The organism is Microbulbifer maximicatervae (SeqCode), from assembly GCF_052468155.1.
The window spans coordinates 1,238,019-1,253,537 of the sequence record NZ_CP174335.1 but is presented as its reverse complement, the minus strand read 5'-3'; the positions used below and the strand labels follow the sequence as shown (position 1 = coordinate 1,253,537).

Annotated in this window: 11 protein-coding genes; 4 read left to right on the top strand and 7 right to left on the bottom strand. The window is 51.0% G+C overall.

Annotated features, from left to right (window positions below):
- Position 1 precedes the first annotated feature (1 nt).
- Complete coding sequence (locus ACJJIY_RS05335; RefSeq protein WP_444895595.1) at positions 2-1,189, top strand: class I SAM-dependent rRNA methyltransferase; 1,188 nt, start codon at positions 2-4, stop codon at positions 1,187-1,189.
- Positions 1,190-1,260: 71 nt separating this feature from the next.
- On the opposite strand, the gene ACJJIY_RS05330 is transcribed toward ACJJIY_RS05335, so the two are convergent.
- Positions 1,261-3,441: a TonB-dependent receptor family protein gene (locus tag ACJJIY_RS05330; protein ID WP_445359226.1), complete on the bottom strand. Its 2,181-nt coding sequence runs from the start codon at positions 3,439-3,441 to the stop codon at positions 1,261-1,263.
- A gap of 231 nt (positions 3,442-3,672) precedes the next feature.
- On the opposite strand from ACJJIY_RS05330, the gene ACJJIY_RS05325 reads away from it, so the two are divergent.
- Both ACJJIY_RS05325 and ACJJIY_RS05320 read left to right on the top strand, forming a co-directional pair.
- Positions 3,673-4,119 carry a GNAT family N-acetyltransferase gene (locus ACJJIY_RS05325; protein WP_444895597.1) on the top strand — a complete coding sequence of 149 codons (447 nt, stop codon included), beginning with the start codon at positions 3,673-3,675 and terminating at the stop codon, positions 4,117-4,119.
- 139 nt (positions 4,120-4,258) lie between these two features.
- Entirely contained in the window at positions 4,259-4,939 is a 681-nt protein-coding gene (locus tag ACJJIY_RS05320) for a phosphoadenosine phosphosulfate reductase domain-containing protein (protein WP_444895598.1), read from the top strand.
- A gap of 221 nt (positions 4,940-5,160) precedes the next feature.
- Here ACJJIY_RS05320 and ACJJIY_RS05315 read toward each other — a convergent pair whose 3' ends face one another.
- Positions 5,161-5,667, bottom strand: coding sequence for an SRPBCC family protein (locus tag ACJJIY_RS05315; RefSeq protein WP_445359225.1), 507 nt, complete (start codon positions 5,665-5,667; stop codon positions 5,161-5,163).
- Between the two features lie 97 nt (positions 5,668-5,764).
- Here ACJJIY_RS05315 and ACJJIY_RS05310 point away from each other — a divergent pair, with 97 nt between their 5' ends.
- Entirely contained in the window at positions 5,765-6,658 is an 894-nt protein-coding gene (locus ACJJIY_RS05310) for a LysR family transcriptional regulator (RefSeq protein WP_444895600.1), read from the top strand.
- A 251-nt stretch (positions 6,659-6,909) separates the two neighbouring features.
- On the opposite strand, the gene ACJJIY_RS05305 is transcribed toward ACJJIY_RS05310, so the two are convergent.
- The 5 genes from ACJJIY_RS05305 to dnaA form a co-directional block, all read right to left on the bottom strand.
- Positions 6,910-8,691: a hypothetical protein gene (locus ACJJIY_RS05305; protein ID WP_445359224.1), complete on the bottom strand. Its 1,782-nt coding sequence runs from the start codon at positions 8,689-8,691 to the stop codon at positions 6,910-6,912.
- Between the two features lie 312 nt (positions 8,692-9,003).
- Positions 9,004-11,424 carry a DNA topoisomerase (ATP-hydrolyzing) subunit B gene (gene gyrB / locus ACJJIY_RS05300; RefSeq protein WP_444895602.1) on the bottom strand — a complete coding sequence of 807 codons (2,421 nt, stop codon included), beginning with the start codon at positions 11,422-11,424 and terminating at the stop codon, positions 9,004-9,006.
- An 18-nt stretch (positions 11,425-11,442) separates the two neighbouring features.
- Positions 11,443-12,549, bottom strand: a complete 1,107-nt coding sequence (recF, locus tag ACJJIY_RS05295; RefSeq protein WP_445359223.1) for a DNA replication/repair protein RecF — start codon at positions 12,547-12,549, stop codon at positions 11,443-11,445.
- Positions 12,550-12,666: 117 nt separating this feature from the next.
- Complete coding sequence (gene dnaN / locus ACJJIY_RS05290; RefSeq protein WP_444895604.1) at positions 12,667-13,773, bottom strand: DNA polymerase III subunit beta; 1,107 nt, start codon at positions 13,771-13,773, stop codon at positions 12,667-12,669.
- Between the two features lie 33 nt (positions 13,774-13,806).
- Entirely contained in the window at positions 13,807-15,438 is a 1,632-nt protein-coding gene (dnaA, locus tag ACJJIY_RS05285; RefSeq protein WP_444895605.1) for a chromosomal replication initiator protein DnaA, read from the bottom strand.
- Between the last annotated feature and the right edge of the window lie 81 nt (positions 15,439-15,519).

Sequence of the window (15,519 nt, the reverse complement as noted above, 5' to 3'; positions counted from 1 at the left end):
GGTGGAGTTAATACTGAATCGAGGCGCAGAGCGCCGACTCAAGCGTGGCCACCTATGGATTTACAGCAATGAGGTGGACACTAAGCGCTCTCCATTAAAGGGAATTGATGCGGGTAGTCAGTGCCAAGTTCACGATAGCCAGGGCAAGCTGCTCGGCACAGCCTTTGTAAATCCGAGCCAACTTATTTGTGGACGAATAGTCAGCCGCAATTCTGACTTTTCCACAGATACTGTTTGTGAGCGCATACAAACTGCATTTGAACAGCGCCAGCGGTACTTTTCCCACCCCAGCTACCGGATGGTATACGGTGACTCTGACTGGCTTCCGGGCTTGGTAGTGGATAGGTTTGGGGATTATTTAGTAGTCCAGGTCAGCAATTGGGGAATGGAGCGCTACCAACAAACGATTGTGGATAAGTTGGTGGAGATGGTTAACCCTAAAGGCATCCTGCTGCGCAATGATCATCAGGGGCGCGCAGTTGAAGATATGCCGCTGGTACACACCGTAGCCTTTGGAGATGTACCCGAGATGGTCCCGTTCGAGGAGAACGGCGTTCCACTTCTGGCTCCGGTACACCAGGGGCAGAAAACCGGTTGGTTTTACGATCACCGGGAAAACCGCAGGCTATTGAATCGCTGGGTCAACGGCAAAAAAGTATTAGATCTGTTTTCCTACGCGGGCGGTTGGGGTATTCAGGCACTGGCCAATGGTGCGGCAGAGGTAGTGTGCGTAGACGCCTCACAGCAGGCCTTGGACTGGTGTTTGCTCAATGCGGATCACAATGGATTCGCCGACAAGCTCAAAACCATCCAGGGTAAAGCACTGGATGTCCTCAAAGGGTTGGTCGCAGAGGGGGAGAGGTTTGATGCGATTGTGCTCGACCCACCCGCTTTTATTAAGCGGAGGAAAGATCATAAAGCCGGCTTGGCGGCTTATCGCCATATCAATGAACTCGCAATGCGTTTGTTGGCAAAGGATGGGCTGTTAGTAAGCGCTTCCTGCTCTATGCATCTGCAATCCGATGAGCTTCTCGACTGTATCCGTGGCGCCGCTCACCGCTTGGGACGTCCAGCCTCAATTCTGGCCAGTGGTGGTCAAGGGGCCGATCACCCTGTGCATCCAGCAATTCCGGAAACCAACTACCTAAAAGCTCATTTTGTACATCTCGGGGGAAACACCAATAAGTAGGTGCTCATGAACCCCACAAGGCCCCGGTAATGACCGGGGCCTTGTTCTCAGATCGATGAGCCTACTTCAGGTCAAAAGACATACTTCATGCCTAAAGTAGCAGTGCGGGGTCTGTTTGCACGGGCGCCATCTGGACTGCGACTAATAATAACCTGCTCATCCAACAGATTATCCACTTTCAGGTAACCGGTCAGGTCATCCATGAAATCATAATGCGCAGCAGCATCTACAACCCAAAGTGACTCGGTATAATCAAATTGGTCGGTATCTCCCCGGTTGCATTGGGTATTAACACACATCTCGTCCTGATAAGCTGCAGTCAGGTACAAACGCCAAGCAGCGCCGCTATCCAGACCCGCAGATATCGCAAAGACATTTTCTGGGAGGTATTCGAGGTTGTCGCCGGCAAGCAGGTCATTACCGTCACTATCTTCACTGATTTCTGCATCAGTAAAGGTATAGGTTGCCCGCACCGGTAGTATCCAACCGTTTGTGAGCATCCACTCACTTCCAAACGTAGCTTCCAGCCCTTTGATTTCTGTTTCACCCAACTGGTAGGTACCACTCTCGGCACCATTGGGACATTTCACCGCCACCGAACAGTTTTGCACAGCATTTTCATAGTCACTGTAGAAGGCGATCAATTCAGCATTCAGGCTTCCGTTATCGAAGCGAGCACCCCATTCATAGTTTGTGGATAACTCCGGCCCCTGGCCATCGGCTGCACCTGCGCCGGGAGGGGCGAAGCCACGGTGCACACCTGCCAGCAGGCTCCACTGTTCGCTTGCCTGGTAAACAAGTCCCAAACCTGGCAGCCATTCATCCACCTGATTGGTGCGATAACTGCCCTTCTCGGTACGCTCGGCGTCGTTATAACGCTGCTGCTCGGTCTCTATATCCTCGTAACGAAGAACAGCAGTGAGAGTCAGCTTATCGTTCAGCTGGATATCGTCGTAGATAAAGAACGAAGTTGCATCCGCTTCTTCAACACGGTTATTGCTGCTTTCTTCAGCGGTATCGGGAATATCTGTGCTCAGATACACCAATTTGCCATTAACCTGCTCATAGTTTTCCACAGGCTGGAATCTATCCACCTCATCTCGATGCTGGCGCACTCCAAAGGACAGCTCATGACTAACGGAAGCAGTATTAAATCGCCAATCGGCACTGATCTGCAGGCCCTTGGCCTCGTACTCACGATTGTTGTGCTTAACACCAAAGGTGTAATCTTCAGTGCCATCCAAAACCGCTTGAGGGTCTAAAACTCCATCAACACTGCCGCCGGTATTAACAGCATCTATCAATTCACCCTCGCTGACCTTAAACCAGTCGCGTTTAAACTTGTTGTAGTAAGCCTGGGTATGCAGGGTAAAGCTGTCACTCAGTTCGATACTGTGGTTCAGCTGGATAGTGCTGTGGCGATTCTGCATTTCATCCAGGGCGCTGATACCATATCGACGGTTCGGATCTTTCTTAAAGTCGGCATCCGTTAGGCCCAGATAACTCATGCCAGACTCCTCTTCGGAGTACTGAAGCTTGATATCCAACTGCTGGCGATAAGTTGCGTCTCTATCGGAACTGATACGACCCTTTAATAGATAGTCTTCTTTAGTAATATCTGCGCTGCCGGCACTATCGATTTGTCTGAATCCATCTGCATACTGCTGCTGTGTTTCCAACAACCAGCCAGTATTTTCTGTACTGGCGCCATAATGAGCATGCAAACGGGTCTCACCGAATTCTCCAGCCTCTAGTTGCACCATACCTTCACTGGCAGTGGGAATAGGTGTGCTCAACATATTGACTGCACCACCCACGGTGAACGGGCCATATTGCAGAGATCCGGGGCCTTTCAACACCTCAATTGCATTCATGCGGCCCGCACTGGGGAAATAATAAGCTTCTGGTGCAGAGTAAGGAGCCGGAGCCACTAACACTCCATCTTCCATCAAGGAAATTTTGGCGGAGCGTCCCCCTTGGGCACCGCGAATCCCGATATTCGGACGCAATCCGTAGCCATCTTCTTCAAGAATGTAGACCCCAGGAACTGAGCGCATCATGCGATTGATATCTACAAACTCGAACTCGGCTAACTCATCAGCATCAACCAAGTGTGCAGAGCCAGGCAACTTGGAAATAGATGAGGAGTCGCCGATTACTGTTACGCTCTCCAGCTGTTGCTCGGCTAAAGTCGGCGCAGCAATAAGAGTGGCTATCGTAAAGACCAGGGGTGTAAATGGAATGTGCTTCATGAACCCTCCAAGGATTATTAGTAACCTTGAGTCATTGTTTTTATAAATACGAATGATTGTATTTTAACATTCCCATTTCACTTTATTTACACTCTTCTTTTTGCTGTTTAGCGTCACGAACTTCGCTGGTGTGCCTGCAACTTTAAGGTTTTGCTTATAAGCAGATGTTTTCTAGGATCTACTCTTCGATCTGACTAGCATTGGGCTCACGTATCCGCTTCGGGTGTGCCCATGATTAGAAAGGCAAAACTCAAAGAGCTGGACAGGTTGGAGCAACTTTGGCTACATGCATCAGCGAACTCCCACCCCTCCATACCCCGCCAGTTTTGGGTGGACCGTATAGCTCAATTTCGTAGAGACTGCCATAATGCCACTCAATGCCTGGTTTATACCGATCGCAACAATGCTGTTGCGGAAGCCTTTATCACGCTGCTTGGTGACGGTACCGTCACCCACCTCTGTGTCAGTCCTTTATTTAGCGGTTGTGGAATCGGCACTAACCTCATTTCTTCAATTCGTGACCGGCGTTACCCACTAAAGGCTGAAGTACTTCGTGAGAATCTTCGCACTCGATACTTTCTACAAAAGCATGGTTTTGTGGAGGTGGAGCGCAGCTATAACGTGGAGTATGGCCAGCATTCAATCTCCATGCAGTGCCCCAGGGCATCTGCAAGATAAAATTTGCCGCACTATGCCCATTGAATAGTCTTTCCCTTATAACTGAAGCTTATTGAATCACTTCTTTTTATTGTTTCTACGCGACTCTTGAACCGGGTAGCATGCCTCCCATCATAATTTTCCTGAGCGCTGAATTTTTATGGGACGCAACGCTTCCAGCCAAACTTTACAGCCTATTCTAGAACGCACCTTTCATCACGATGCGGATCTGGAGTCCATGAACCTGCGTTTCGCTGGCGCCAAGCCTAGTGAAATTATGCAGTTCACCATGGAACACGCTCAGAACCCGGTGGTTTTTACTAATTTCCGCCCATTGGCGATAGCCTTTCTCCACTTGGTTACCCGCGCCAAACCGGATATCCCGGTAATTTGGGTGGATCATGGCTATAACACCCCGGAAACCTATCGCCATATCGAAAACGTGGTCAAATCTCTCGAGTTGAACCTGCGCACCTACTCACCGAAGATGTCCGCGGCCCACTACAACGCTGTGTACGGGGGAATCCCGCAGCTGGACACCCCAGAGCATGACTTCTTCTCCAGGACCGTTAAATTGGAGCCGTTTAACCGCGCTATGCAGGAATTGCAGCCGGATGTATGGCTAAACGGTATCCGCCACGATCAGAATTCGCACCGCAAAAACCTGGATATTTTCACCCAGGGCAACCACGGTACTATTCGAGTGGCACCGATGTTCCACCTGAAGGAAATCGATGTGGAAGAGTATGTTTATGAGAATGATCTCCCCGATAACGATATTTACTTTGATCCGACTAAAGGTGAGGAGCACCGGGAGTGCGGATTGCTGTTGGAAAAATAGAGTGGAATACTCGGCGAGGACTAGCGTACTTCGCCTATTTCTTTAACAAGGCCTTCTATCCCAGCCGTTTATAAAGTGAATACTTTTTGCGTATTTACCGAATAAAAAAATCTATTACAAAAGGCGAGTCTCGACTCGCTGTATTTTTTCAAAAAGGAGACTCTTCTATTTACTTCCGCGTAAATCCAGGAGAGTCCTTAGATTACTTATCATGCGATAGGCTAGGCGACTGCCCCTTTTGCAAGATGACCGCCTTTTTCCATGTAAATTTTCAGGTCCTTCAGCATTTGCTCAAATTGAGATCCAGTCATCTTCTTCACCACAGGACTCAACACGCCTCCTAAAGCATTTAACTCCATATTTGCAGTGAAATTCACTGTTGTGCCTCCACCAACAGAGGGGCTTAATTTAAATTGAGATAAACTCTTTTTAACGGGGAATCCCGGTGGCGTATTTTTGATTTCAACCGAGACATCCAGTTCATAGTTTTTCTCATCAAACCTTGTAATAGTTTCATCTGCGACAAGACCCGACGGTCCCTTGTTTGTCAGCACACAAACCCGGCCTTCTACACTCGCATTTTCAACAGGTTTTCCTTCCTTAGCGAAGGAGTGAGGGATTAACGTCATCCACTCGTAAGCTGTATCAAAATCAACGGCGAGGACTTTCCAGACCTCATCAATTGGGCGGTTAATTGCGATTTCTCGGTTTACTTGGGCTTCTTTCATCTCTGATCTCCTGGGTTTCTCTACGGGAGTGCTATTGACGGGAGACAGATTAACTGGACACTATATGCAACGGAATACAGCAAAATAGGACAGTGTGTTGCATAAAGAGTCCATAGATTGGGGAGATATCCAGTTCTTTATCGCGGTAGCCAGGAGTAAGAGCGCTCGCAGCGTTGCTGACGACTTTAAAGTCAGCCATTCCACAGTTTCTCGCCGTATTGATGCCCTGGAAGAAAAGCTCCAGGCCAAGCTGTTTTATCGCAGCTCCAAAGGCTATCAGCTGACGGAGGATGGCAAAGCGATGCTCGACTACGCCCAATCGGCAGAGCAGTATCTAAATGCCGCGCAGAAGCATTTACAGGGGGGGAGTAACCAGCTCTCCGGGGAAGTTCGCATCACTATGCCGGATGTAGTCGCATCGCACTTAATTATCCCCTACCTAAATGACTTCTCACGTACGTATCCAGAGATCAACGTACAGCTACTGGTTACTAGCCACGTTCTCGATTTGGAAAGTCACCAAGCCGACATAGCACTTCGTATTCTCCCCAAAGGCGACGTCGATGTTTCGGATCGACTTGTTGCTCGCAAGCTCGCCGACCTACCCAGTTGCTGTTACGGTTCTCCGGGGTATATCGAGAAATCTGTACCTGACGATGGCCACTGGCTAGGCTGGAGTGGCGATGACGCCACATTGAATTGGGCCAAAGACACGCCCTATCCACAGATGCCTTATCAGCACCAGATTAATCACGGCTTGATACAGCTAGAGGCAGTTAAGAGTGGACTGGGGCTGGCCAGGCTGCCCTGCTTTCTTGCAGATGGTGCTGAAGGAGTCATTCGGGTCCCTGGGGCAGCCCCATCCAGCCTGCATGAACTGTGGCTAGTCTCCAACCCAGAGCATCGCAATGTTATGCGTTTTAAGGTTTTTAGAGAGTTTATCGTGGAATTGTTTGGCCGTCTGAATGATAAGTTAATAGGCAAGGCTTAACTATATCGATTGATATTTTTCTAAAAGTGATGGGATGTATTGTGACTTTAGTGATGGCTCAATACTGATTTACACGCTTTTTGGCCATAATTTGTGCTGGCCACTCCCCAATGTTCTGGGAGCTAATTGTCAGAGTGGATACTTGGTAATGGGGTAATCGGTTCATCCACTCTCATCACCAAGCTTTATATTGTCGCAAAGTAAGCTCTATTACTACCTACTTTGCGTCTTCCCTAACTTCTACTAGATAGTTACATCCTTGTAGTTGAATTCACCAACACCTCACCTTCCGCGTAGAGTTCACAACGGTCCCTTATCTGGTACTGCTTTCGCTGTTCCTCACAGGCTAGAAGAGCACTTCGATTCGCCTCAGCTTGGGTGCCTCCGCCATCTTCGTTAAAACCTGCCACAAATGCGCCACGATAGTCCGCAGCCATTGCCAGGGCTTTGTTTCCTGAGTACTTCCTGTAAGTTGACATTAATTGACCCAAACCACTGATCTCAGGCTCGAACTCCAACCCCTCTTCCTTCTCCAACTCATCCAGCATCGACTGCAACTGCGCCCGCGAGCCCTCCTCTGTAATTTGCATGAATAACGGTTGGGAGACTTTTACGAAGAGATCTTTATCTCGGTCTAGGTAAAGCTCCAGCACATACCACCAAGCGATTCCTGTTTCTCTCGGTGCACGTAAATACGCCTGCTCTAGTATTTCCGTATACTTCTGGCGGGGATACCCTAAAACTTGCATTGTGATCGCCAGTTCATGCCAGTACGCGGGTACTTCCCCACTGGCATGAACTAGTTGAACATATTTATCCCGGATACGTTTCATATTTCCAGGGTTGGGGAACCCCTCCTCCGCCAAGGCAGCCGATAGATCATTTTTTGCCTGGGCTTCAAGATACCAGGTTTCTTCGTGGTACTGCGCCGGAATAGAGTTTAAGACTTCCTCAGCTTGGGAATAATTTCCTTCGCCTGTCAGAGCAATGGCCAGTGCGGACTTTAACGATGGGCTAGAAGCCTGCTTTTTATCTGCATAGGCAATATATCTCTCTAATGCTTCGGAACCCTGCTCTGAAATTGCCATAAAGTAGGCCAGTTCTGCGACTGCGGTACTACTTTCCATCAGGTTAACGGTGGGGGACTCAACAACACCATTATCGGTAAGCTCTCCCTCGTAATAATTGAAATGACTTTTCGGCAATTTCTTATACTGCTCATTGAGTTCTTCAAAAGTCATTCCCAGAGCTTCAGGTAGGCCCGCAATTGGATCATCGCCAGCATTGAAAGCCTCCAAATATTCATTTAAGGCTTTATTTCTAGCTTTATCGAAAATCATCCAGTGAGCTAACATCCATCCACTGGCATAAAGTGCCCCGGTATCCCTTGAATTCAGTGAACCAGGAGTGGCTGAAAGCAGCTTATCCAGTGGTAACTCTCTCGCTCGAGTAAGACTAATCGCTCGATCAACAGGTATTTTTCCGAAGCTGTACTTTTTATTTTCCTCAAAATCTACCGTGGAAAATACTTCAGCAATACCTTCACTAAACCAGTAGGGGTAGAGATGCTGGCTTCCGCTATAGGTCAAAAAATGCGTATATTCATGAAACAACGTCTGACGGGCCGGGTTGTCAGGAAGGACCCGATTTCCGTTTAGGTTTAATAATGCAAAACTCCCATACGCAGTATTATGGAATTGTCCAATGACAGTTCTAGACGACTCACTACCGCTGACTCCTTTAAAGCTGAGCCGATCATCCAGGGCGTATATCGTCAACTTTTGTTGATCTGCTGAATACCTGATGTATCGTTTTGCGAAAATTCGAAATCGTTCCAAGTCTATTGCCAGTTTTTCAACTTGCTTGGGGTTGTCATTGGTAACGATCCGAAAATGCTCGGTTTCGATCTCATACCATTCGGAATTCACTAATTTCTGCGTGCTTGTGCAACCGTATAAAGCCAGTGCAATCACACCACTAGTAACTATCAAACGACGAGCATCGCCGAGAATAGAAGAGATTAGGTTCCCCATAAGCCTTATGGTCCGTTTAATTTTATTATTTCGTAGAAATAGATAAGTAGAAAGGTTACCTATAATTTTTTTCTTTTTAAAAATACAACAAAATTATTGCTTAGCCAGAGTTTACTAAAAATTTTACTGTTCACTTTAATTGTTTGTCAGTAATTTCAGGCTTTAAAGGAAGGGTAGGTACCCGATCAGCGTGACGCTTTTGATAGGGGAGAAAAAAAGACCGAATTTGTCGCAAGTTATTTTTATACGGAAAAAATCCCACAGTAATTCCCCTTTTGGGAAATTACTGTGGGATTTTCAGAAAAATGGCAATTAGACGTCGAGGTTTTCTACTGCCAAGGCGTTGGTCTCGATAAAGTCACGGCGTGGCTCTACCTGATCACCCATCAGAGTTGTAAAGATCTGGTCCGCGGCAATGGCATCTTCAACGGTTACCTGCAGCATACGGCGGCTCTCTGGGTCCATGGTGGTTTCCCAAAGCTGCTCTGGGTTCATTTCTCCCAGTCCTTTATAGCGCTGGATACCGTAACCTCTGCGACTCTCGCCCATCAGCCAGTCCATCACTTCAGGGAAGCTGCCAACAGGGTGCTGCTTCTCGCCGCGCTGGATAAAGGCACCCTCTTCCAATAGACCCACCATTTTCTCACCCAGAGCGCAGATAGACGCGTACTCGGCGGAATCGAAGAACTCGTGGTTAATCAGGTAGTCACTGCCAACACCGTGGGCCACGATATGGATATGGGGCAGGAATAGGCCGCGCTCGGTGTTCTCCTGAACCGTCACTTCGTGACGACGGGTTCCACCACTCTCTTCGTCACCGAGTTTCTCCTGAAGCTTCTCACTCCAAGCTGCGACTTTCTCCTGGGACTGCAGGTCTTCCTGAGAAAAGTTGGGCAGGTAGATCATGCTGCGCAGCACTTCCTCGGGGTACAGACGCGAAAGGCGGTCGATTGTCGCCAGTACGCTGCGGTATTCGCCTACCAGGCTCTCCAGGGAGGCACCAGAAAGCCCAGGGGCATCCGGGTTCACAAACAGAGTGGCGCCTTCCAGGGCGGCGTTGGTGAGAAACTGGGTTAGAGCGCCCTCATCCTTCAGGTACTGTTCCTGTTTGCCTTTGGAGATCTTATACAGCGGCGGCTGGGCGATGTAGATGTGACCCCGCTCGATCAGCTCCGGCATCTGACGGAAGAAGAAGGTGAGCAACAGGGTACGGATATGGGCTCCATCCACGTCAGCATCGGTCATGATGATGATGCTGTGGTAACGCAGTTTGTCCGGGTTGAACTCGCTCTTGCCGATGCCACAGCCCAGTGCGGTAATCAGGGTACCCACTTCGGCACTGGAGAGCATTTTGTCGAAGCGCGCTTTTTCCACATTGAGGATCTTACCTTTCAACGGCAGGATCGCCTGGGTGCGGCGATCGCGGCCCTGCTTGGCTGAACCACCGGCGGAGTCACCCTCCACCAGGTAAATTTCAGATAGTGCCGGGTCTTTTTGCTGGCAGTCCGCCAGTTTCCCGGGCAGGCCGGCAATATCCAACGCTCCCTTGCGGCGAGTCATTTCGCGGGCCTTGCGGGCCGCCTCACGGGCTTTGGCCGCGTCGATCATCTTGGTGACGACAGATTTGGCTTCCTGTGGGTTCTCCATCAGGTAGTCTGTAAAGTGGTGGCCCATCTCCTGCTCTACAGCGGGTTTCACTTCGGATGAAACCAGCTTGTCCTTGGTCTGGGAGGAGAATTTCGGGTCCGGTACCTTCACAGAGATAATCGCGGTGAGACCTTCCCTTGCGTCATCGCCAGTGGTGTTCACCTTGTCTTTCTTGCCCAGGCCTTCCCGCTCGATATAGCTGTTCAGGCCACGGGTCAAGGCTGCACGAAAGCCCGCCAGGTGGGTACCGCCGTCGCGCTGGGGAATATTGTTGGTGTAGCAGAAGATGCTTTCCTGGAAGCTATCGTTCCACTGTAATGCCACCTCTACTGCTATGCCGTCTTCACGTTGGCTTTGGAAGTGTAGAACCTTGTTAATCGGGGTTTTGTTCTGGTTGAGGAACTCCACGAAGGCACTCAAACCACCTTCGTATTCATAGACCTCTTCCTTACCACTGCGTTCGTCCTTCAGGACGATACGCACACCGGAGTTCAGGAAGGACAGCTCGCGCAGGCGCTTGGCCAGCACGTCGAAATGGAATTCGATATTGCTGAAGGTGTCCTCTGAGGGTTTAAAGTGCACTGTGGTGCCGGTGGTATCGCTATCACCCACAACTTCCAGGGGTGCCTGGGGCACACCGTGGTGGTAGGTCTGCTCGTGGATCTTGCCACCGCGACGGATAGTCAGCTTCAGCTCCTTGGACAGAGCGTTTACCACCGATACCCCTACCCCGTGCAGACCGCCGGAGACCTTGTAGGTGTTGTCATCAAATTTACCGCCCGCGTGAAGGACGGTCATAATCACTTCTGCTGCAGAAACCCCTTCTTCCGGGTGAATCTCTGTCGGGATACCACGGCCATTGTCCGATACGGAAATGGACTCATCCGGGTGAATGGTTACACGGATCTCATCACAGTGGCCGGCCAGCGCTTCATCGATGGAGTTGTCGACCACCTCGAATACCATGTGGTGCAGACCGGTGCCATCGTCGGTATCACCAATATACATTCCGGGGCGCTTGCGCACCGCATCCAGGCCTTTTAATACCTTGATACTGCTTGAGTCATAGCTTTGCTGCTCTGACATTTATTCGCTCCATTAAACTTATTGTGCGGCCGAAGCTTCGGCACTGATCTTCCCATGTTCCACGTGGAACACTTTCGGGCAATTCCAAGGGGCATCTAGTTGCCGCCAGGGGCGGCTTGTAGTGCCCTCCTCAATTCCGGTTACAAGCACCTGGCTGGCACAACGCCCAACCCAATGCGCAAAAATCTGTTGGTTACTGTCATCCAGCTCTGCCGGCAAGTCATCTACCAGGAATACTGGCATATCCCCCTGCCTACAGACTACCTCTGCCATGGCCGTGCGCACCGCACACACCAACATCTTCTGTTGGCCTCGAGATAGGATATTGTGGGCCGACTCACCGGCTACGGTAAAACGAATATCCGCCCTATGGGGACCAATACGCGTATGCCCCTGTGAAACATCTGATTCCCGTGATTCAGATAGAGCACCACGCAGGTCAACTTCTTTACGCCAGCCACGACGGTAACTCATATCAACACGGCTCAATAAGCTCTGTGGTAACTCATCGAGAAGTTGTGAAACAGCGGTCTGTAATTGAGAAAACTGAGCTAATCGCAGATCGTTTACACGCTCGCCACTAAGGGCCAACTGCTCTTCCCATATGCCGATGCTGGCCTCATCGATTTTACCACGACGCAGGAGAGCATTTCGCTGCCGCAGTGCGATTTGATAATTTTTCCACTCTTGGGCAAATAAATGTTCCACGTGGAACACTGTCCAATCCAGTAACCGACGCCGAACGCCGGGGCCACCATCAAGTGCAGAAAAACTTTCACTGTTTATCAGTTGAAGGGGCAGGCAACTAGCAAGCTGTGAGCTGGATTCCGCTGGAGCCTGGTTTACCCTGATTCTGCCCGAGCCATCTGCGAGGCGCTCTACCCCCAAGTTAAAACCTGTATCGAGCTGGGCAAAAACCGTAAGCCCACCAGTATCACGCTGAATAACCGACTTATGCAGGCGAGAGCGAAAGGAACGACCGGTTGCCAGCATATGTACCGCCTCTAACAGTGAAGTCTTGCCACTGCCATTCGCACCACAAAACACATTAACGCCAGGACCCAGCTTGAGATCCGCAGAGCAGATATTTCGAAAATTAGATAAGAGAAGACGGGTCAGCGCCACAGACACCTCCCCCAGAGTGAAGAGCGCGATGCACAGGCATCGGTTTGTTTATCGGCTACCCCACCGAGCGGGGAGGTAGCCTCAATCCATTCAGAAAAGAGCAATGGGTGGGCTGCCTTACAGGCGCATAGGCATAATCACGTACAGTGCATCACCTTCTTCAGGTTGCTGCAGCAGAGCACTGCTATTGGCATCCGCCAGACTGATACGGATCTGGTCACTGTGAATAGCACCAGTGACATCCAGCAGATAGGAAACGTTAAAGCCAATCTCCATTGGCTCACCCACGTAATCCACCATCATCTGCTCTTCCGCCTCTTCTTGCTCCGGGTTGTTGGCAACAATCTGCAGCAGCCCCTCAGAAACCTGAAGGCGCACCCCGCGGTATTTCTCGTTGGAGAGAATCGCCGCTCGGGAGAAGGCCTGGCGCAATCCCTGGCGATCCGCATAAACCACATTGCCCGCGCCTCGCGGCAACACGCGCTCATAGTCAGGGAATTTGCCGTCTACCAATTTAGAGGTGAAAGTAAACTGACCACTAACCACACGAATATGGTTGTTACCCAGCACCACCTGTGCCTGTGCATCGCTGTCCTCAAGCAAACGACCCAGCTCGAGTACGCCTTTGCGCGGCACAATAGCCTGGATAGGCGTGGAGACATCCAGGCCGGGGGCATCGCGATCGCAGAGTGCCAAGCGGTGGCCATCAGTAGCAACCGCGCGCAGCTGCTGCGGGCGGCATTCAAGCAGTAAACCATTCAGGTAATAGCGCACATCCTGCTGAGCCATAGCAAAACTAGTGGCTTCTATCAGGCGGCGGATCTCGCGCTGGGAGATATCGAAACGGGTCTGTGCACTGGCCTCTTCCTGATTCGGGAAGTCCGCTGCGGGCAGAGTCGACAGCTGAAAACGGCTGCGGCCACTGCGCAGTATCAGGCGCTCACCATCGCGCTCAAACTTTAGTTCAGCACCATCGGGCAGAGAGCGACAGATATCCAGCAGCTTGCGTGCGGGAACGGTCACCTCACCTTCCATTTCTACACCGTCTACACCGAGACGCCCGACAATTTCCACTTCCAGGTCAGTACCGGTCAGGGAGAGTTCCTGGCCCTGTAACTGCATCAACACATTGGCCAGGACTGGCAGTGTTTGGCGTTTCTCAACAACACCGGCCACCAGTTGTAACGGCTTCAGAAGGGCGTCCCGGCTCACATTGAATTTCATCGGTAGTTTCGCCTTGTTTTGTCAGTTATTCGATTAAGTGGTCAGCGACCGTGTCAGCAATTTAACGTCCTCGCGAATATCCGCGTCGGACTCCTGCAACTCACGTATTTTGCGGCAGGCATGCAGTACTGTTGTGTGGTCGCGACCACCGAAGGCATCGCCGATCTCCGGCAAGCTGTGATTGGTCAGCTCCTTGGCCAGGGACATAGCGACTTGGCGGGGACGGGCCACCGAGCGACTGCGCCGCTTGGAGAGCAAATCCGCCACCTTAATTTTGTAGTATTCAGCGACAACCCGCTGGATATTATCCACACTGACCAGTCGATCTTGTAGGGCCAACAGGTCTTTTAGTGCTTCGCGCACAAGGACATCGTCAATAGCGCGGCCGGTAAACTGCGAATTGGCAATTACGCGGCGCAGTGCACCCTCGAGCTCTCGCACATTGGAGCGAATACGCTGCGCAATAAAGAAAGCGGAGTCGTGAGGTAAGTCCACACCCACCTGCTCGGCCTTCTTCATCAAAATAGCTACCCGGGTCTCGAGCTCCGGAGGCTCTACAGCCACCGTTAATCCCCAACCAAAGCGGGATTTCAAGCGCTCTTCCAAGCCGTCGATCTCTTTCGGATAGCGATCACAGGTTAGGATAATCTGTTGACCACCCTCCAGCAGAGCATTAAAGGTATGGAAAAACTCCTCCTGAGAGCGCTCCTTACCGGCAAAAAACTGGATATCATCAATCAACAGTGCGTCAACAGACCGGTAGTAGCGCTTAAAGTCGCTGATTGCATTCAGCTGTAGCGCTTTCACCATATCTGCAACAAAGCGCTCGGAGTGCAAATACACTACCTTAGCATTGGGGTTGCGCTCCAACAGCGCGTTGCCAACCGCGTGCATCAAGTGAGTTTTCCCCAGACCCACGCCCCCATATATAAAGAGGGGATTGTAGGCGCCGCCAGGATTGTCAGAAATCTGTTGTGCCGCAGCGAGGCCCAGCTGGTTGGACTTACCTTCAACAAAGGATTTGAAAGTAAAGTTGCGATTGAGTGAGCTGCCGTGCTTGATAGCCCCCTCCACCTCGACCTGCCTGGCCGGCTGCTCCGGTATGGAGCGAGCCATACCATTCATAGCCGGTGGTCGCAGATCTGTCAGGGCCAGTTCGCCTGTCGTCATCTGTTCGGCAGTCACCTCCTCAGCCATAGCGGGATGAGGCACCGGCCTGCTGGCACCAAACCCAGATCCCAGCGGTGAAGTCACCGGAGGTGGCGCAGTGGCAACAGGCGGCACAGATACCGGTGGCGGTGCCACTGCCGGCTGCACCGGAGGTGGTGGCGGAGCTGGTGCCGATGGCACGGGTGTCGGTACCGGTGTCGGAGGGGCATTATTTGTTACATGGCCGCGCTGGAAGCGAGCCGGCCGGCGAGCGGTAATCTCGAGCGCCACTTGCAGAGGGCGTCCCGGTGCAAACTGTTGCACCAACTCGCGAATGCGGTTCAGGAATTTATTGCCAACCCAGTCCAGCACAAAGCGGTTCGGTGCGATCAGGCGCAACTCGCCCTCCGCACTAACGGGATTGACGCGCAACGGTCTGATCCAGGTATTGAACTGCTGAGACGGCAGCTCGTCCTGTAAACAGCTCGCGCACTGCTTCCATACGGATTCAGTCAAGAAACCCCCCAAAAAACCCCAAAATGGTAAGACCAAGGAGAGACGGCAAGGCCGGATTAGGAATCACCCGGGGCCATCAAA